The following is a 17945-nucleotide window of genomic DNA, read 5'->3' on the forward strand; positions in this document are numbered from 1 at the left end:
GAAGGGAAACCATACTCCATGGCGTCCGGCGATGGATCCCCTTCCCGGCTCTTCGAGCCGCCGGGGATGACAGCGTGTCAACGCCGGAACAGCAAGCTCGCATCGCCATAGGAATAAAAGCGATAGCCGCTCCCGATGGCATGGTCGTAGGCCGCCCGCATGCGCTCGAGACCCGAGAAGGCGGAGACCAGCATGAACAGGGTCGAACGCGGCAGATGGAAATTGGTCATGAGCACGTCCACTGCTTTGAAGCGGTAGCCGGGGGTGATGAAGATCGCAGTATCGCCGGAGAACGGAGCGATGGCTCCATCCTCCTGCGCCGCGCTTTCGAGCAGGCGCAGGGACGTGGTGCCGACCGCCACGATCCGCCCTCCCCGCGCGCGGGCCTCGTTGAGAGCCTGCGCGGTCGCCTCGCTGACAGTACCCCATTCCGCGTGCATCCGGTGCTCGGCGGTGTCCTCCGCCTTCACGGGCAGGAAGGTCCCCGCGCCCACATGGAGCGTCACGAAATGGCAGGCGATGCCGCGCTCGTCGAGGCGGCGGAGGAGATCTTCCGTAAAATGAAGGCCCGCGGTCGGGGCCGCGACCGCGCCCTCGTCCTTGGCATAGACGGTCTGGTAATCCGCCCGGTCCTTGTCGTCGGTGGGGCGCTTGCCGGCGATATAGGGCGGCAGGGGCAGCTTCCCGAGCCGGGCGATGGCCTCGTCCAGGACAGGACCCGAGAACGAGAAGCGCAGGGTCACATCGCCCTCCTCGCCTTTCTCGACGACCTCCGCATCCAGGCGCACGAGCTCGCAAACCGTGCTCTCGGCCTCTTCGCCGAAGCGGATGCGGTCGCCGATACTGAGCTTCTTGGCCGGTCGCGCGAAGGCGCGCCAGCGATCCGCCCCTTCCCGCTTGTGGAGCATGATCTCGACCCGCGCCGCCGTCTCCTGGCGCACACGCAGGCCGTAGAGGCGGGAGGGAATGACCTTGGTGTCGTTGAGCACCAGCACGTCGCCGGGCTGCAGGAGGTCCGGCAGGTCGCGGACGATGCGGTCCTCGAACGCCCCCTCGGGGCGCACCACGAGCATGCGTGCGCCGTCGCGCGGCTCCACGGGGCGGAGCGCGATACTGCTTTCAGGCAGATCGAAATCGAAGAGGTCGACGCGCATATACGATCTGTCTCAACCCTCATCCTGAGGAGCAGACGCAGTCTGCGTCTCGAAGGAGGATCCAGTGTTCTCTGGAGGCGCCCTCGTCCTTCGAGACGGTGCTACGCACCTCCTCAGGATGAGGGCTTAGGGTGACTCGGTTTATTTGAGAACGTGGATGCCCGGGACGAGCCCGGGCACCGCGGTGGACGTAGGTGGAGCTTAGGCAGCGTCCGCCGCGACCTTCATGGAGACGATGCGGTCGGGATCGCGCACGGGCTCGCCGCGCTTGATCTTGTCCACGTTCTCCATGCCCTCGGTCACCTTGCCCCAGACGGTGTACTGCTTGTCGAGGAAGCGGGCGTCGTCGAAGCAGATGAAGAACTGCGAGTTGGCGGAATGCGGGGCGTTCGTGCGCGCCATGGAGCAGGTGCCGCGCACATGCGGCTCGGCGTTGAACTCGGCCTTCAGGTCCGGCAGGTCGGAGCCGCCGGTGCCGGTGCCGGTCGGATCGCCGGTCTGGGCCATGAAGCCCTCGATCACCCGGTGAAAGGGCACGCCGTCGTAAAAGCCCCGGCGGGAGAGCGTCTTGATGCGCTCCACGTGACCCGGGGCGAGATCGGGGCGCAGCTCGATGACCACGCGGCCCTTGGTGGTTTCCATGATGATGGTGTTTTCCGGATCGGCCATCGGGTTCTCCTGTGCTGGCTGGGGTGAAGGGCTTGCAGCGTTCCGGCTTCACATAGGCCGGGTGTCGCTGAAACGGAAGATGAAGGGGCGTCCGGCAATCGCCCTGCCGAGGCCCTCCGTGAACGGAAGCGGCGTGCAGCGCTCGAAAGTCTCGCGGACGGATCGGGTGAAAGCCTCCCGCATCTCCGGCTGGCTGCCTGGGTTGTAATAGGTGATGCGGGGCTGGCCCAGCACCTCGCCGCTGCGCTTGAAGCTGAGGCGGATGGTGACCTCTTGGCCCGAGAAGCCGCCATTCCTGGGCGGACGCCAGCAGGCGCGGATCGCCTGGAAAACGTCCCGGATGCGGTCGACGCGCCGGACCGGCGTCTCGTCCGTCGGCGGCTTGACGGTGCCGATGGAGCCTTCCGGGAGCGGCAGCGGCGGCTCGAGCTGCCTCTGGCGCTCGTCCGGATCGCCGAAGGCATCGAGCCCCTGGGCTGCGAGCGGCGAGACGGCTGCCGCAATGAGCAGGAGCGCGGCGGCTGCCCGCCGCGCTCCGTATGCCAGGCCTGAGCGCATTACTTCGCGTCGGCGGCGAGCTGCATCTTCACGATCTTGTCGGGGTTCTGCACCATGCCGTTGGCGGCGGCATTCCCCTTCTTGATCTTGTTGGCCACGTCCATGCCGGACACGACCTCGCCGAAGAGCGTGTACTGGCCGGTCAGAGGTCCGCAGCCCTCGTAGCAGATGAAGAACTGGCTGTTGGCCGAGTTGGGGCTCTGCGAGCGCGCCATGCCGACGGAGCCGCGCTTGAACTGGGTCTGGGTGAACTCGGCCGGGATGTTCGGCAGGTCGGACTTGCCGGTGCCGGTGCCGGTCGGATCGCCGGTCTGGGCCATGAAGCCCTCGATCACCCGGTGAAAGGGCACGCCGTCGTAAAAGCCCTGCTTGGTCAGGGTCTTGATCTGCTCCACGTGCTTGGGAGCCAGGTCCGGGCGCAGGCGGATGGTGATGCGGCCGTCCTTGGTGTCGAGATAGACCGTGTTCTGCGGGTCGGCGGCCTGCTGGGCCGCAGCAGGGACGAGGCCGGCGAGCACGAGGGCTCCGGCAACGAGCAGACGCTTCATGAGTGCTGTTCTCCTTGGAATGAGCGGCTTTATTGCCGCTTGAATTTGGCCTTCAGGCGCTCCGCGACAAGGGCGGGCACGAAGTGCGAGACGTCGCCCCCCATTCCGGCGATCTGCCGGACAAGCGTGGCCGTGATGGGGCGGACGGGCGGCGAGGCCGCGAAGAACACCGTCTGGACCTCCGGCGCCATGGCCGCGTTCATGGAGGCCATCTGGATCTCGTAATCGAAGTCGGTGCCGTCGCGCAGCCCCCGCACGATCAGGCCCGCCCCGTGGCGGCGGGCGGCCTCGACCGCGAGATCGCCGAAGGTTGCGACCTCCAGCTCGACCCCTTGCGCCTTCAGGACCGGCCCGCAGACCTGCTCCAGCATCTCGGCCCTTTCCTCGGCCGAGAAGATCGGGGCCTTGGAGGAATGGACGCCGATGGCCACGACGATCCTCTCCGCCACGCTGCAGGCCTGACGGAGAACGTCGAGATGGCCGTTCGTGACGGGGTCGAAGCTGCCGGTATAGAGGGCGGTGCGTGTCATGAGCCTATGGCGTAGCCGGAGAATCGCACGGGAGCAAGCGGTGCGCCCGCACACAGAAGCCCGGGCGGGGCCGTGGGATGGATCCATCCAGCCTGAAGTGCAGGCTCATGGAGAGACTCCCATGGTCTTCCGTCTGTTCATCGTATTCGCCACCGCCGCCGCGATCTTGAGCCCGGCGGCGCTCGCGAGCCTGGCTGTTTGAACCCCGACTCTTGGACGCAAATATGCGCCTCGGCATGATCCTGGCCGCTTCGCTTCTGATTGCGGGCATCGCCCAAGCGGAGGGATTGACCTGCCAGGGTCCGTTCACGCCCGATGCGGATCACAGGCGACTGGTCGCCGCCTTCGGTCGGGCGAATGTCGCGCAGGAGACCGTGTATGGCCCCGAAGGGCTGGAGTTCACGATGACAACCTGCGACGGCTTTCCATCGCAGGCCGTTTCGGCTTTCATCGGCGGGGCCCCGCTAGATGACGAAGAAGTCCTTGGAAGTCATCCTCAGCTTCTTCCTGAGGGTGGCGATCTCGACGGCCTTGTCCTTCCCCGACCCGTCGGCATCGTAATAGAGCACGCCCTTTTTCTTGTCGTAGATCAGGTAGTCGTTCTTGTCCTTGGCCTTGTCGCCGACGGTGAAGAACTTCTTGTTCAGCTTCGCCGGCTTTGCCTCAGAGCCCTTCTTGCCCAGCTTCTTGAAGTATTTGTTGTCGAGCCAGATCGAGTCGTCCTTGACCTTGAAGTCGAGGATCTTGTCCTTGTTGCTCCTGCTCGCCTTGGTGTCGAACACGAAGACGTCCCGGCCAGCCTCGCCCTTCAGGGTGTCCTTGCCCGAGCCGCCCCAAAGNAGTCGTCCTTGACCTTGAAGTCGAGGATCTTGTCCTTGTTGCTCCTGCTCGCCTTGGTGTCGAACACGAAGACGTCCCGGCCAGCCTCGCCCTTCAGGGTGTCCTTGCCCGAGCCGCCCCAAAGCTTGTCGTTTCCAGAGCCGCCGTAGAGGCTATCGTTCCCGGCCAAGCCCTTTAGGATGTCGTCGCCAAGCGCCCCCTTGATGACATCGCGGCCGCTCGAGCCCTTCAAGAAATCGTTGCCGCTCGTGCCAATTGCAGGCTCCGAGCCGAAGTAGATGGTCGTAACCGCTTTTGCGATGCGGCCACCGGCATCCTGCACGGTGAATTCAACCTTGAGAGAACCAGACGATGGAGGGAATGAAAAGTCGTAAAGGTAGCTGACCGATCTGACGGCCTCCTGCACGTGCTCGGCCGTAGCATTTCCATTGAAGCTGAAGTGCAAGCTCCCCGTTACGGATTCACGGAAGACGCTGCCAATCTCAACGTTATCGTAGAAGAGCCTGTTATCTCCCTCGGAATTTGTACCATCGACCTTGAGGCGTGCGCCTAACTCGAGATCAAGAGTATTGAAGAGGCTGTCCATTCCGGTGAGCTTGACGACCAAGCTTTTTAGATGGCCTTCGGCTGTGAGAGTTGCATTGGAACCGACATCGATCATCACCTCGCCAGCCTTATAGATAAGCTTGTCGCCGTGAAGTTCTCCTAAAACCGGTCCGGCAGCCGTTGTCGTCACGCCCGTGGCATCGGTTATCGCATCGATTCCCTGGTCATAAAGCGCGACGCGTTGTTCTTGGGTCAGCGTACCGTTCTGAATTCGAACATGGGTTCCCCGAACCGCAGGCTTGATCAGGCGGGCAGCGGCCAAATCGGACACCTGAATCTCTGCATTGGCGGTCTCAGGGAGGATCTCAAGATTTCCAACGAAGGTCTTGCCCCGCAGATCGATGTTCTGCCCGACAATCGTAACCCGATCGAGATGCTGAGTCTCGACACTGTCGATCGTAGTGACACCCGCCAGTTGATCGGCACGGATGCGTATCTGGGCCACTTCGATGACACCTTTGATGACCTCAATATTCCGGAAGGTTGTCAGGTTCGTGAAGTCGAAGATCTGTGGGTAGAAGAATTCCCGCAGCTCCAGGATGTCGACTCCTCCACCGCCATCGATGACCCCACTGGTCAGTTCACCTCCCCTTACCGAGAAGGTTTGAGCGGCATCAGTTCCTACAATATTGACCGGCATGTCTTACTCTAAAAGTTCAACCCTCCATTGATTTATAACTATATAACATATGGCACAACCCTTGTTAGAGCGGCTTGCGGATTGGTGGAAAGTGCAAACCGCTTTGCCTGTCCTCTATATGCCGCCATTCCGGACAGCCCCGAAGGGCCACGTCAGTGAAAACCGGTGCCCAGGTTTCCTGAATTGGCTCCAGCATTCGGGGGGCGGCACAGCATCGAACGCAAAAACCCGCCGACCTGAGCCGGCGGGTTTTGAATTTTTGAAGCAGCAGGAGAAGCCTTACTCCTCCGTCGCCTCGCCGCCCTCGGCTGCGGCGTCGTCCGCGCCCTCGACCTCCTCGGCGTCCTCGCCCTCGATGTGCTCCACCGAGACCACCTTCTCCTTGTCGCGGGTGGAGAAGATCGTGACTCCCTGCGAGTTGCGGCCGACAACCCGGATGCCGTCGACCGGCACGCGGATCAGCTGGCCAGCATCGGTGACGAGCATGATCTGGTCGGAGTTCTCGACCGGGAACGAGGCCACCAGCTTGCCGTTGCGGCTGTTGACCGCCATGGCCGTGATGCCTTTGCCGCCGCGCCCGGTGATACGGTACTCGTAGGAGAGCGTCCGCTTGCCGTAGCCCTTCTCGGAGATCGTCAGGATGCACTGTTCCTGCGCGCTCATCTGAGCATAGCGCTCCTGCGAGAGGGAGAAGTTTGCGCTCTCTGCCTCCTCCGCCTCGTCCGCGGCATCGGCATCCGAGCCCATCTGCTCGCCCGTGACGGCGCGGCGCATCTTGAGATAGGCCGCGCGCTCCTCGCCCGTCGCCTCCACGTGGCGCAGGATCGCCATGGAGATGATGTCGTCGCCTTCAGCCAGGTTGATGCCGCGCACGCCCATGGAGTCGCGTCCCTTGAAGACGCGCACATCCGTGACAGGGAAGCGGATGCACTGGCCCTTCGCCGTGGTGAGCAGCACGTCGTCCTGCTCCGAGCAGATCTGCACGTCGACGATGTGATCGCCCTCGTCCAGCTTCATGGCGATCTTGCCGCCGCGATTGACCTGCACGAAGTCCGACAGCTTGTTGCGGCGGACCGTGCCGCGGGAGGTGGTGAACATCACGTCCAGCTTGTCCCAGGACGCCTCGTCCTCTGGCAGCGGCATGATGGTGGTGATGCGCTCGTTCTTGTCGAGCGGCAGCATGTTCACCAGGGCCTTGCCGCGGGCGTTGGGAGCGGCCAGCGGCAGACGCCACACCTTCTCCTTGTAGGCCTGACCCGCGGAGGAGAAGAAGATCACCGGCGTATGGGTGTTGGCCACGAAGAGACGGGTGACGAAATCCTCGTCGCGGGTCGACATGCCGGAGCGGCCCTTGCCGCCGCGGCGCTGAGCCCGGTAGGCGGAGAGCGGCACGCGCTTGATGTAGCCGGCATGGGACACGGTGACGACCATGTCCTCGCGGGCGATCAGGTCCTCGTCGTCCACATCCGAGTCCCAGTCCACGATCTGGGTCCTGCGCGGGGTCGCGAAGGACTCGCGGACTTCCGTAAGCTCGTCCTTGATGATGCCCATGATGCGGGCGCGCGAACGCAGGATGTCGAGGTAATCCGAGATCTCGTTCGCGAGCTTCTGCAGTTCGTCGCCGATCTCGTCCCGGCCGAGCGCCGTGAGGCGCTGGAGGCGCAGGTCGAGGATCGCGCGGGCCTGGGTCTCGGAGAGACGATAGGTGCCGTCCTCGTTGATCTTGTGGCGCGGATCGTCCACCAGCGCGATGAGCGGCGCGATGTCCTTGGCCGGCCAGTCGCGGCCCATGAGGGCCTCGCGCGCCGCGTTCGGATCGGGCGCGGTGCGGATGAGGCGGATGACCTCGTCGATGTTGGCGACGGCGATCGCGAGGCCGCACAGCACGTGGGCGCGTTCGCGGGCCTTGTTGAGCAGGAACTTGGTGCGGCGGGAGACGACCTCCTCGCGGAAGTCGACGAAGGCCTTGATCAGGTCCTTGAGCGTCAGCAGCTCCGGACGGCCGCCGTTGAGCGCCACCATGTTCGCGCCGAAGCTCGTCTGCAGCGGCGTGTAGCGGTAGAGCTGGTTGAGCACCACGTCGGCCATGGCGTCGCGCTTGATCTCGACCACGATGCGCATTCCGTCGCGGTCGGATTCGTCGCGCAGGTCCGAAATGCCCTCGATCTTCTTCTCGCGGACGAGCTCCGCGATCTTCTCGATGAGCGACGCCTTGTTCACCTGATACGGGATCTCGGTGAAGATGAGCGCCTCGCGGTCCTTGCGGATCTCCTCCACCTCGGACTTCGCCCGCATGATGATGGAGCCGCGGCCCGTGGTGTAGGCCGACTTCACGCCGGCGCGGCCGAGGATCAGGGCGCCGGTGGGGAAGTCGGGGCCCGGAATGATCTCGATCAGCTCCTCGGCCGAGATGCCGGGATTGTCGATGAAGGCTAGGCAGCCGTCGATGACCTCGCCCAGATTGTGGGGAGGCATGTTGGTGGCCATGCCGACCGCGATGCCGCCCGCGCCGTTGACGAGGAGGTTCGGAAAGCGCGCCGGCAGGACCGATGGCTCCTCCTTCGACTCGTCGTAGTTGGGCGTGAAGTCGACCGTGTCCTTGTCGATGTCGTCGAGCAGCGGCATGGCCGGCTTGGCGAGGCGGGACTCGGTGTAGCGCATGGCCGCCGGCGGATCGCCGTCCACCGAGCCGAAATTGCCCTGCCCGTCCACCAGCATCAGGCGCAGCGAGAAGTCCTGCGCCATGCGCACCAAGGCGTCATAGATCGCGCCGTCGCCGTGGGGGTGATACTGACCCATCACGTCGCCGACGATGCGTGCGGACTTCACGTATTTCTTGTCGGGCGTGTAGCCGTTCTCGTGCATCGAGTAGAGGATGCGCCGGTGCACGGGCTTGAGGCCGTCGCGGGCATCGGGAAGCGCGCGGCTCACGATCACGCTCATGGCGTAATCGAGGTAGGAGCGCTTCATCTCGTCGACGATGGAAATCGGCTTGATGTCGCTCGCCGGCTGGTCCCCAGCAGGGGGGCCGGAGCGGATATCGTTCGGATCGGTCAAGGTTGGTCTTTCTTAAAACGGTCTGCCCCTTCGCGAGAGGCGGCGTTCTCGCCGCTTTCATCCAGCTGCCGGGCAGCCTCGCGAATCCAATTGAAATCAAGTCCTTAGATGGGCGATCGGGAGCCTTTTTTCAAGCTTTTTGGCAGGTTATCCAGAGAGAACAGGAAGAGCAAAAAGCAAAGTTTGTTCAACGACTTAAATGAGCACAACGAAGAGGGCGGCAGCCCCCTCCCCCTGTGGCACATTTGCCCGCCCGGGAACTCCGGCAGGCAAAACATCCCGCCGCCAGGACCAAGTCTCTGGAAACGTTCGCCAATTCCAACCGGGCGCGGCTCAGCCCAGCAGGTTCCGCAAGGTCCGCATGAAGACCCGGGCGCCGATCCCGATCAGGTCGTCCGGGAAATCGTAATCGGGGTTGTGGAGGCTCGGGTGGTTCTCGCCTGCGCCGAGGAAGAACATGGCGGCCGGAGCCTTCGCGCCGAAGCGGCCGAAATCCTCCGAGGCCCGCATCGGCAGGTTGCCTCGGTCGAAAGGCACCCGTTCCGCCTCGAGGGCGCCGCGGAGATGGGCGACGGCCTCGGGCGCGTTCTCGCAATGGTGGAAGACGTCGTCATAGGCGATCTCGACGGAAAGGCCTCCCTCCGCCGCCGCGCGCCTCGCCAGGTCCTCGGCCCTTGCGCAGAGATCGGCCATCCGCCGGTCGACGAGGGTCCGCAGCGTCACCCAGACCTCCGCCCGCCCCGGCGCGACGCCGAAGGCGGGCTCGCCGATCCTGGCGTGGGTGACCGTCGCCATGGCGAAGCCCTCGTCCAGGGTCCCGCCGCTGCCGAGGGCCGTCAGGGCCGGCATGAGCCTCGCGGCGGCGTCCACGGGAGACAGGCCGGTCTCCGGCATGGAGGCATGGGCCGTCTTGCCGGAGAGGACGATGCGCATGCCCCGCGACGCGCAATTGACCGGTCCTTCGGTCAGCGCGACCTGGCCGAAGGGAAGGCCCGGCACGTTGTGCAGGGCGAAGGCGAGATCCGGGGCGATGTCGCTGAATTTCGGATCGGCGACGGTCGCGGCGGCGCCCGACCCGTCCTCCTCCGCCGGCTGGAACAGGAGAACCGCGCGCCCCCGCTGGGGGCGCTGGCGTCCCAGGCCGCGTGCGAGCGCGGCAAGAATCGCCATGTGACCGTCATGCCCGCACAGATGCCCCTTCCCCGGCACGGCGGAGCGGTGGGGGGCATCCGAAATCTCCTCGATGGGAAGCCCATCGAGCTCCGCGCGGACCATTACGGTCGGCCCGGGCTCCCGGCCCTCGTAGACGGCCGCGACGCCATGCCCGCCGAGACCGGCAACGATCCGGTCCGGGCCAGTGGATGCCAGGAAGGCGCGGACCTCCTGGGCCGTTTCGGCCTCCTGCCCGGACAATTCCGGCATCCGGTGCAGTTTTCGCCGCCACTCGGTCAGCTCGACCAAGTCCTGGTTGGTGAGAAACACGGATCATCTCCCGCGAGAAGGACCTCATGAGCAGCAAGCACTCGCACGGAACGCATCGGCTGTTCAATCCGAAGATCAGAACAACCCAGGCTCTTACAGCGGCCAGATGCTGGAACGAACGCGCTCCCAGCCTACGCCGCGGCTTGCCCGCATCGTCCGGACGTGCCATGGCTCTAAGCCCTGGGAATAAAGGAAAGCCGCGCCATGGAATGGCTGATCTGGGGGATTGTTGGCCTTGTCGTGCTCTACGGCATCGCCGTCTATAACGGCCTCGTCACCTTGAGAACGCGGGTCACCCAGGCATTTGCCGATATCGACGTGCAGCTCAAGCAGCGCCACGACCTGATCCCCAATCTCATCGCGACGGTGAAGGGCTATGTCAGCCACGAGCGCGAGACCCTCGAAGCCGTGGTCGAGACCCGAAATGCCGCCCTCAGAGCGCAGGGGCCGGCCGATCAGGCCTCGGCGGAGAGCGCTCTCTCAGGTGCGCTCGGCCGCCTCGTGGCGCTCGGCGAGGCCTATCCCGACCTGAAGGCCAGCGAGAATTTCCAGCAGTTGCAGACGGATCTCGCCGACATCGAGGACAAGTTGGCCGCCGCGCGGCGCTTCTTCAACAACGGCGTCGCCGAGTACAACGCCGCCGTACAGCACTTCCCGGCCGTCCTGTTCGCCGGGATCATGGGCTTCAGGCCCCAGGTCTTCTTCGATCTCGGAGAGCCGGAGCGTCAGGCTCTCGAGATCCCGCCCAAGGTCGCCTTCTAGGGCGTCCCGTGCTCCCCGCCTTCGGCCTCTACACCCATATCCAGGCCAACCACCGGCGCTCGGCGCTCCTGATCGCCGGGCTCTTTCTCCTCTTCTATCTTCTGGCTTTCGCCCTGACGCTGCTGTGGCGGGTCTGGACCGATGACAGCTCCGGGACCTTCGAGGCCCTGATCCGCGCCGGCGCCAGGGACATGCTCTGGGCCGCCCCGGCCGCGACAGTGCTAGCGGCGATTTGGGTCTGGTGCGGATTGCGGCTTAGCAACCTCATCCTCGATCTCACGACCGGTTCCACAGCCGTCGAGCGGGCGGAGGCTCCCCGCCCCTACAACCTGCTCCAGAACCTCTGCATCTCCCGCGGCATGGCCATGCCGCGGCTGCGGATTCTGGAGACCGAGGCTCCCAACGCCTTCGCCTCCGGCACCCGCCCCGACCAGTACACGATTACCGTCACCCGCGGTCTTCTCGACCTGCTGGACGACCGGGAGCTGGAGGCGGTGCTGGCCCACGAGCTCACCCATATCCGCAACGGCGACGTTCGCACGATGATTATCGCCGTTTTGGTCGTCGGGATCTTCTCCTTCATCGGCGAAATGCTCTTTCGCAGGCGGCGGGCCAACGGCTCCGTCCGCGTGAAGAAGAATGTCGGGGTCGGACCATTTGCTGTCGTGCTGGTGGCCTACATCCTCATCTTTGTTGCGTGGCAGCTGTCGCACGTCATCCGCTTTTCTCTCTCCTGTCGCCGGGAGTACCTGGCCGATGCGGGGGCCGTGGAGCTGACGAAGAACGCCGACGCGATGATCTCGGCGCTCCGGAAAATTGAGGACAACGGCGAGCTGAAGGGCGTCCCCTCCGCAGTCATGGAGCTCTGCCTCGACAATCCCCGCTCCGGCTTCGCCAACCTTTTCGCCACCCACCCCTCCATCGAGGAGCGCATCGACGCCCTGGTGCGCTACGCGGGCGGAAAAGCCGCGACGATGCCCGAGCCCGGAGAGATCGCTCCGCCCCTGCCGGAAGCGCCGGCCGCCTAGGCCCGCAACAGGATCACCGTCGTGTCGTCGCTCTGCTTGAACCGGGGATAGAGCTTTCCGTCCGGATCGGTTTCGGTTTCGATCTCCCGGGCCATGCGGGCGAGCGGCTCGAGGCCGGAGGCGAGCGCCGCCTCCATGAGGGCCTTCGCGTCCATGGCCTGATAGAGATCGACCAGGGCCGAGAAGCCGTCGGAGGCCAAAAGGATCGCCGTGCCCTCCTCGCAGGGGGCTGTCTCGTGCCTCAGGCGCTCGACGGCGCGGGGATCGAAGCTCAGCAGAGCGGCCGGAACGCCGCTCTTCCTCTGCCGCTCCCGGCGCTCGCCCAACCATTGCAGGAAGACCGGCTCGTCGAGGATGGCCGTGGGCCTGGAGCCCGCCGCCTGCATCAGTTCGGCCGCCTTGGCGGCCTCGGCGTCACGCAGGTTGGGGCCATCGCCCAGGGTCGTCACCGTCCCGTCGGGCCTGCGGAGATAGGCCGTGGTGTCGCCGAAGGTCCAGGCGTCGAGCACGTCGCCCCGGCGGCGCACCAAAGTCATGGCCCCAAGCGGCCAGGTGACGAAATCGTGCCGCTCCTCGGGGGCGACCGCCATGAAGGCGGTCCTCGCCTCCTCGATCACGTGGCGCACGAGGGTGGGGCCGTCCTCCGCGTGGGGAGCGAGGTTCGAGAGCCGCTCATCCGCAAAGGCGGCAAGCCACGTGGCGTCGCTCTTCCGGTGCATGACGGGCCTGGTGCCGGGGAAGATCGAGGTGTCGATCACCCAGGCCCAGTCGCCTGAGGCCCCGCAGATATCCTCGTTGGCCTTGTCCGGGTGCCCCGCCTGGCTGATGCGGTCCAAAATCGTGAACATTATTGCCAGCCCCTCTCGCCAAACCCTGCCGACATGGCCATAACGCAAAGCTCAAGCCAAGGTCCAGCCGATGCTCTTTGACTATGTCTCCGCCGCCCTCGTCACGCTGCTCGTCACGCTCGATCCGCCGGCGCTCGCGCCCATGTTCATCTCGCTGACGCAGGGCATGAACGCGGATGAGCGCAGGCGCGTTGCGCTGAGGGCCGCAATCATCGCCTTCAGCATTCTCGCCTTCTTCGGCCTAGGGGGCGAGCTGCTCTTGCGGCTGCTCGGCGTCGGCATTCCCGCCTTCCGCATCTCGGGCGGCCTGCTCCTGTTCTGGATCGCCTTCGAGATGGTGTTCGAGCGCCGCAACGAGCGCAAGCAGCAGACGGCCCACACCGCCATCACCGAGGATCACATCCGCAACGTCGCGGCTTTTCCCCTGGCCATTCCGCTCATGGCGGGCCCCGGCGCGATCACGGCGACGATCCTGCTGGCCGGCCGGGCGGACGGCAACCCGGTCTATCTGGGATCGCTGATCGCCCTCATCGCACTGGGAGTGGGAAGCTGCTTTGCGGTCTTCATGGCGGCGGAGCGCGTCTCGCGCATGCTCGGCGTCACCGGCAACATCGTGCTCAGCCGCCTGCTCGGCGTGATCCTGGCGGGCCTCGCCGTCCAGTTCGTCATCAACGGCATGCTGGCGCTGGTGCAGCCGCCAGCGTTGTAGGCGCTCCCCCCGCGAAGGACCGGAACTCCCGCACGACGTGCTCGTAGACGGCGCGCTTGAAGGGCACGACCAACTCCGGCAGGCGGTCGATGGCTTCCCAGCGCCATGCGCTGAATTCCGGCTCCATTCCACCGCGGGACTGCGTCACTTCGATTTCGCCCTCCTCGCCCTCGAAGCGAAACGCCACCCATTTCTGCCGCTGTCCCCGGAAGGGCGACAGCCTGTGGGGCGGGCCGTCATAGGGCGGGAAGTCGTAGGTCACCCAGGAAGCCGTCTCGCCGAGATAGGCGGCGCTCGTGACGTTCGTCTCCTCCCAGAGCTCCCGCCGGGCCGCGGCCACGAGGTCCTCGCCCGGATCCACCCCGCCCTGCGGCATCTGCCATTCGTGGCCCGGCAGCACGATCTCGGGACCGTCGTCGCGCAGCCGCCGCGCGATCAGCACCCGGCCGCTGCGGTCGAAGAGGACGATGCCGACATTGGGACGATAGACGGGCTCTGACATGGCTTCCTTACGGGCTCGGCGCCCGGTCACTGTCTCGGACGAGGATGAACATTCCCTCCCGCAGCGCGTCAGCCTCGAGAACAATCCATCCCAGGCCCTCGTAGAACGAGCGCCTTTGCGCGCCCGCCAGCAGGTGGACCCGCCCTGCCCCGGCCTCGAAGGCCGCATCGGCCGCAGCCGCGACCAGCGCCGCGCCGATGCCCCTGCTCCGGTGTTCGGGCTCCACCCACACGGCCGCCACCCAGGGGGTGTAGTGCGGCCGGCCCTCCTCGTCGCAGGCGATCAGCGAAGCCGTTCCGAGGAAGGCATCGCCCTCATGCGCCACGAGACCTGTGGGAATGGGCCCGGCCTCCAGGTTCTTCTGAACGAGGCCGGTGAGCAGGCTCAGGGGGTGTCCCCGATCCTTCCAGAAGGCGCGCCAGACCCTGTCCGCGACGACGTCGGCAAAGTCGGGCCTGTCGCGCAGGTCGCTGATCGCGACCATGATCAGCGCAGGGTCTCCAGGAGCCTCGTCATGAGCTTCTGGCGCGGGGCGATGGAGGAGATCAGGCCGTATTCCTGGAGCGTGTGCGCCCCGTCGCCGTCGATGCCGAGACCGTCGAGGGTCGGGACATTGAGAGCCGCCGTGAAGTTTCCGTCCGAGCCGCCGCCCACCTGGGGCGCGGTGACGAGATCGAAGCCGATCTCGGCGGCGAGCGACCTGGCGTGATCGAAGAGCCTCGCGGTGCCCTCCGAGCGCTCATAGGGCGGCCGGTTCATGCCGCCGGTGATGGTGACCTTGAAGTCGGGATCGGCGGGCTTGAGCCCCAGGATCGCAGCCGTGACGGCCTCACCGTCCGCCAGCGTCTCGACGCGCAGGTCCACCGGGAAGCGGCAATGCTGCGGAATGGTGTTCATCGCCGTGCCGCCGGAGACCATGCCGACGGTGGTCGTGATGCCCTTCGCGTAATCCGTCATGGCCTCGATGGCGAGGATCTGGCGCGCGGCCTCGTAGATGGCGTTGCGGCCCTCCTTGTGGCGCGAACCCGCATGGGAGGGGCGGCCCTCCACATGCACGTCGAAGCGCCCCACGCCTTTGCGGGCGGTGACGATCTGGCCGCCGTCGCGGGCGGGCTCCGTGACCAGCGCATAGGCCGCGCGGCGGCCGAAATCCTCGATGATCGGCCCCGTCATGGGCGAGCCGATCTCCTCGTCCGGCGTCACGAGGAAGACCATGGGCCGCGCCGCCGCGCCCCGGCGGGCGACATCCTTGAAGGCCTCCAGGCAGAACCAGGCGCCGCCCTTCATGTCGTAGATGCCCGGCCCGTAGAGTCGGTCGCCCTCGATCCTGAGCGGCAAGTCCTGCTCGATGGTGCCCACCGGGTGCACCGTGTCGAGATGGGACATGACGAGGATCGCGGGCTCGTCCGTCCGGGGGCCGGCGCGCAGGATGAGCGCATCGCCCAGGCCCTGCTCGCCCTTGACGCGCTCGACGGCAACCGGCGCGTCCTGCATCTGCGCGACCACGAGGTCCATCATCAGATTGACCCCGGCCGCGTCATGGGTCGGGCTTTCGGTGCGGATCCAGGTGAGGAGCGTGTCGAGGGAGGGCGCGGTCATGATCTCTTCGGCTTCGGAGGCGGGACGGGGCGTGAGGAAGAAGGCGGCCTGAACAGCCGCCTCTCGATTCATAGCCACGTTGAACCGCGGAGTCACCCGCCGGAAGCGCAGACCTGCTCCGCGCGCGACCGGGGCGTCAGATGACGTAAAAATCCTTATAGGTCATCTTGAGGTTCTTCTTGAGCTTGGCGAACGCCACCGCGTCCTACGAGCCCGAGCCGTCCGCAGCGTAGTACCGCACGCCCTTCTTCCTGTCGTAGACGATGCGGTCGTTCGTTTCCACGGCCGCGGGGCCGACGGGGAAGAAGTCCTTATTCAGCGTCTTTGGCGTGAGCTCCGAGCCCGAGCCGATCTTCTTGAAGTATTTGTTGTCGAGCCAGATCGTGTCGTCCTTGACCTTGAAGTCCGCGAGCTTGTCCAGGTTCTTGCTCTTGTTGGTCTTCGCCGAGTAGAGCCTGGCGTCGAACACGAAGGTGTCGCGCCCGCTGTCGCCCTTCAGATAGTCGTTGCCGAGCCCGCCCCAGAGCTTGTCGTGGCCAGACCCGCCGTAGAGCTTATCGCTTCCGGCTTCACCGTGAACCTGGTTCGCGAATTTGTCGCCCTTGAGCCGGTCCCCGACCTTGCCGCCGGTGAGCGTATCGGCGCGGGACTTGTCGCGCATCATGGTCCCGGATGCGAGGTCAATGAGGTACGGCACGGCCCAGGACTGGCCCTTCTCCACGACGGTCGCGACAACCTTCTTGGTTCCGGCGCTCGCATAGATGTGGCTGAATCCGGCGCTGCCGCCCGACGGCGATGCCGTCTCCATCGTACCATCGCCCCAATCGAGGCTGACACGAGAAGCCTGGCCGGTTCCGAGACGCAGTTCCACGTAGCGCCCGGCCACCACGGCGGGGGCATGGGACATGAGGGTTGCATCGACCCGGAAAATATCAATGAAATCGTTGGAGTCTTCGGCGACCAGTTTGTTTCCCAGGCTCCCGAAGACGATGGAGCGACCATCCGGGTGAAATGCCACGCCGAAGCCGCTGATACCGTCGGACTCGACACCTTCGGCAGAGGTCGAGAGACGAACGATCTGCCCCGTGTTCAAATCCTTCATGAAAAGGTCGTAGGCGCTGTTGGTGTCGCCGGGAACAAGGTTGTTGGCCAGACTGGAGAAGACGACATACCGCCCGTCGGCGCTGATGGTTGGCTCCAAACTGTCTCCGTCGCCTTCCAGGCCTGTGCTGCTGGCGGAGACCAGAACGACCTCGCCCGTGGCGAGATCCTTGCGGAAGATATGAAGGGTCGAAGGATCGCTGCCCGCCAGATCGGGAACCAGATTTTTTGCATCGCTGAAGAAAACGAGATAGCGCCCGTCGGCGCTGAGATGCGGCGATCCGCTGTAGCCATCCGCTTCCGCACTGGTGCTGCTGGTCGAGAGCCGCGTCAACTCACCGGTGAAGAGATCCTTCATAAAAACATCGTGCTGACCGTTGGTATCGCCAGCAACCAGATTGCTTGCGCTGCTGTAGAACACGACATGGCGCCCATCGGCCGAGAAGTGCGGATCGAGGCTGTGCCAGTCCGCTTCCGCGCCGTCTTCACGCACCGAAATGCGGGCGATTCCTCCAGTGAGCCAGTCCTTGACGAAAATATCGCCAACACCTTTGTTGTCGCCAGGAACGAGGTTGCTGGCATCGCTCTCGAAGACGATGTAGCGGCCGTCGGGACTGAAGCGCGGGGTGAAGCTGGCACCGTTCGCCTCCGATCTGGCGCCGTCGGTCGACAGCCGAACGATCTCGCCCGTGAGGAGATCCTTGCGGAAGATGTCCCTCACACCATTGGCATCTCCCGCCACCAGATTGCTGGCGTGACTGACGAAGGCCACGTAGCGGCCATCGGCGCTGATCTGCGGCAATACACTCTCGCCGTTGCCTTCCAGCCCTGAAGCCGATGTCGACACGCGGATGACCGCACCGGTGAGCAGGTCCTTGCGGAAGATGTCGGAGCTGTTGTTGGTGTCGCCGGAGACGAGATTGCTGGCTTCGCTCGTGAAAAACAGGTAGCGCCCGTCGGCGCTCAGGACCCCATCCTGGCTGAGGCCGTTCCATTCGCTGCCGTCGGGCCCGGCCGAGATCCGGGATATGACGGAGGACGCCGTCGGACGGCTGAAAGCCTGAAGGGTCAGAGTAAGGGCCATAGGAGCACCGAGGGAGGGCAGCGGGACAAGCTTATTACGTAACGGTATCCCGGCGCTCCGCCCCTTGCAAGACAGATAGGAACGGAATCAAAAGGGGCCTGTCTCGGCCCCTTTCATGGCTGCCTGGATTGCACCTGAACAAAGAGCCGCGGCGCTCCGGACAGGCGGACCCTGCTTTGTCCTCTTAGAACGGGATATCGTCGTCGAGATCGTTGAAGCGGGATCCGC

The 17945-nt window shown here is 65.1% G+C and carries 18 protein-coding genes; 4 read left to right on the plus strand and 14 right to left on the minus strand.

The features are described 5' to 3' along the window. Positions 1-77: 77 nt before the first annotated feature. The 5 genes from queA to coaD form a co-directional block, all read right to left on the minus strand. The gene (gene queA / locus LG661_RS14455; protein ID WP_230532601.1) at positions 78-1154 is read right to left on the minus strand and encodes a tRNA preQ1(34) S-adenosylmethionine ribosyltransferase-isomerase QueA; all 1077 of its coding nucleotides are present in this window, start codon (positions 1152-1154) and stop codon (positions 78-80) included. A 201-nt stretch (positions 1155-1355) separates the two neighbouring features. Next, positions 1356-1823: a peptidylprolyl isomerase gene (locus LG661_RS14460; RefSeq protein ID WP_230532602.1), complete on the minus strand. Its 468-nt coding sequence runs from the start codon at positions 1821-1823 to the stop codon at positions 1356-1358. A 48-nt stretch (positions 1824-1871) separates the two neighbouring features. Next, a complete protein-coding gene (locus LG661_RS14465) occupies positions 1872-2381 on the minus strand; it encodes a hypothetical protein (RefSeq protein WP_230532603.1) in 510 nt (169 codons plus the stop codon). After that, the gene (locus LG661_RS14470) at positions 2381-2929 is read right to left on the minus strand and encodes a peptidylprolyl isomerase (protein ID WP_230532604.1); all 549 of its coding nucleotides are present in this window, start codon (positions 2927-2929) and stop codon (positions 2381-2383) included. The genes LG661_RS14465 and LG661_RS14470 overlap by 1 nt, the downstream gene beginning before the upstream one ends. Before the next feature lie 29 nt (positions 2930-2958). Next, the gene (gene coaD, locus LG661_RS14475; protein WP_230532605.1) at positions 2959-3459 is read right to left on the minus strand and encodes a pantetheine-phosphate adenylyltransferase; all 501 of its coding nucleotides are present in this window, start codon (positions 3457-3459) and stop codon (positions 2959-2961) included. Positions 3460-3499: 40 nt separating this feature from the next. Between coaD and LG661_RS14480 the strand changes: the two genes are divergently transcribed. Further along, positions 3500-3661: a hypothetical protein gene (locus LG661_RS14480; RefSeq protein WP_230532606.1), complete on the plus strand. Its 162-nt coding sequence runs from the start codon at positions 3500-3502 to the stop codon at positions 3659-3661. Between the two features lie 262 nt (positions 3662-3923). Here the strand turns inward: LG661_RS14480 and LG661_RS14485 are convergent, their stop codons facing one another. From LG661_RS14485 to LG661_RS14500, 4 genes are all read right to left on the minus strand, one after another. Beyond that, entirely contained in the window at positions 3924-4241 is a 318-nt protein-coding gene (locus LG661_RS14485; RefSeq protein WP_230532607.1) for a hypothetical protein, read from the minus strand. Between the two features lie 26 nt (positions 4242-4267). Next, positions 4268-5545, minus strand: coding sequence for a calcium-binding protein (locus LG661_RS25245; protein ID WP_322098875.1), 1278 nt, complete (start codon positions 5543-5545; stop codon positions 4268-4270). A gap of 279 nt (positions 5546-5824) precedes the next feature. Then, entirely contained in the window at positions 5825-8515 is a 2691-nt protein-coding gene (gyrA, locus tag LG661_RS14495; protein ID WP_230532617.1) for a DNA gyrase subunit A, read from the minus strand. A gap of 420 nt (positions 8516-8935) precedes the next feature. Then, entirely contained in the window at positions 8936-10084 is a 1149-nt protein-coding gene (locus tag LG661_RS14500; protein ID WP_230532608.1) for an amidohydrolase, read from the minus strand. Positions 10085-10288: 204 nt separating this feature from the next. Here LG661_RS14500 and LG661_RS14505 point away from each other — a divergent pair, with 204 nt between their 5' ends. Beyond that, positions 10289-10846 carry a LemA family protein gene (locus LG661_RS14505; RefSeq protein ID WP_230532609.1) on the plus strand — a complete coding sequence of 186 codons (558 nt, stop codon included), beginning with the start codon at positions 10289-10291 and terminating at the stop codon, positions 10844-10846. 8 nt (positions 10847-10854) lie between these two features. Further along, the gene (locus LG661_RS14510) at positions 10855-11874 is read left to right on the plus strand and encodes a M48 family metallopeptidase (RefSeq protein ID WP_230532610.1); all 1020 of its coding nucleotides are present in this window, start codon (positions 10855-10857) and stop codon (positions 11872-11874) included. Here LG661_RS14510 and LG661_RS14515 read toward each other — a convergent pair. Next, positions 11871-12722, minus strand: a complete 852-nt coding sequence (locus LG661_RS14515) for a protein phosphatase 2C domain-containing protein (RefSeq protein ID WP_230532611.1) — start codon at positions 12720-12722, stop codon at positions 11871-11873. The two genes, LG661_RS14510 and LG661_RS14515, sit on opposite strands and share 4 nt — an antisense overlap. Before the next feature lie 70 nt (positions 12723-12792). On the opposite strand from LG661_RS14515, the gene LG661_RS14520 reads away from it, so the two are divergent. Next, positions 12793-13431, plus strand: a complete 639-nt coding sequence (locus tag LG661_RS14520; protein WP_230532612.1) for a MarC family protein — start codon at positions 12793-12795, stop codon at positions 13429-13431. On the opposite strand, the gene LG661_RS14525 is transcribed toward LG661_RS14520, so the two are convergent. From LG661_RS14525 to LG661_RS14540, 4 genes are all read right to left on the minus strand, one after another. Then, positions 13391-13933, minus strand: coding sequence for an RNA pyrophosphohydrolase (locus LG661_RS14525; protein WP_230532613.1), 543 nt, complete (start codon positions 13931-13933; stop codon positions 13391-13393). The two genes, LG661_RS14520 and LG661_RS14525, sit on opposite strands and share 41 nt — an antisense overlap. Positions 13934-13940: 7 nt before the next feature. Next, positions 13941-14417: a GNAT family N-acetyltransferase gene (locus LG661_RS14530; protein ID WP_230532614.1), complete on the minus strand. Its 477-nt coding sequence runs from the start codon at positions 14415-14417 to the stop codon at positions 13941-13943. A gap of 2 nt (positions 14418-14419) precedes the next feature. Continuing rightward, positions 14420-15532, minus strand: a complete 1113-nt coding sequence (locus LG661_RS14535) for a M20 family metallopeptidase (protein WP_230532618.1) — start codon at positions 15530-15532, stop codon at positions 14420-14422. Positions 15533-15737: 205 nt separating this feature from the next. Next, on the minus strand, positions 15738-17717 hold the full coding sequence (locus LG661_RS14540; RefSeq protein WP_230532619.1) for a hypothetical protein: 1980 nt from the start codon (positions 17715-17717) through the stop codon (positions 15738-15740). Between the last annotated feature and the right edge of the window lie 228 nt (positions 17718-17945).

It is taken from the genome of Microvirga roseola, from assembly GCF_020866965.1.
Taxonomy (GTDB): domain Bacteria; phylum Pseudomonadota; class Alphaproteobacteria; order Rhizobiales; family Beijerinckiaceae; genus Microvirga; species Microvirga roseola.

Coding starts and splice junctions, on each gene's coding strand:
- coaD (WP_230532605.1), bottom strand. CDS start 3,459: ATGACACGCACCGCCCTCTATACCGGCAGCTTCGACCCCGTCACGAAC.
- LG661_RS14520 (WP_230532612.1), top strand. CDS start 12,793: ATGCTCTTTGACTATGTCTCCGCCGCCCTCGTCACGCTGCTCGTCACG.
- queA (WP_230532601.1), bottom strand. CDS start 1,154: ATGCGCGTCGACCTCTTCGATTTCGATCTGCCTGAAAGCAGTATCGCG.
- LG661_RS14505 (WP_230532609.1), top strand. CDS start 10,289: ATGGAATGGCTGATCTGGGGGATTGTTGGCCTTGTCGTGCTCTACGGC.
- LG661_RS14465 (WP_230532603.1), bottom strand. CDS start 2,381: ATGCGCTCAGGCCTGGCATACGGAGCGCGGCGGGCAGCCGCCGCGCTC.
- LG661_RS14460 (WP_230532602.1), bottom strand. CDS start 1,823: ATGGCCGATCCGGAAAACACCATCATCATGGAAACCACCAAGGGCCGC.
- LG661_RS14540 (WP_230532619.1), bottom strand. CDS start 17,717: ATGGCCCTTACTCTGACCCTTCAGGCTTTCAGCCGTCCGACGGCGTCC.
- gyrA (WP_230532617.1), bottom strand. CDS start 8,515: ATGAAGCGCTCCTACCTCGATTACGCCATGAGCGTGATCGTGAGCCGC.
- LG661_RS14535 (WP_230532618.1), bottom strand. CDS start 15,532: ATGACCGCGCCCTCCCTCGACACGCTCCTCACCTGGATCCGCACCGAA.
- LG661_RS14530 (WP_230532614.1), bottom strand. CDS start 14,417: ATGGTCGCGATCAGCGACCTGCGCGACAGGCCCGACTTTGCCGACGTC.
- LG661_RS14525 (WP_230532613.1), bottom strand. CDS start 13,933: ATGTCAGAGCCCGTCTATCGTCCCAATGTCGGCATCGTCCTCTTCGAC.
- LG661_RS14470 (WP_230532604.1), bottom strand. CDS start 2,929: ATGAAGCGTCTGCTCGTTGCCGGAGCCCTCGTGCTCGCCGGCCTCGTC.
- LG661_RS14515 (WP_230532611.1), bottom strand. CDS start 12,722: ATGTTCACGATTTTGGACCGCATCAGCCAGGCGGGGCACCCGGACAAG.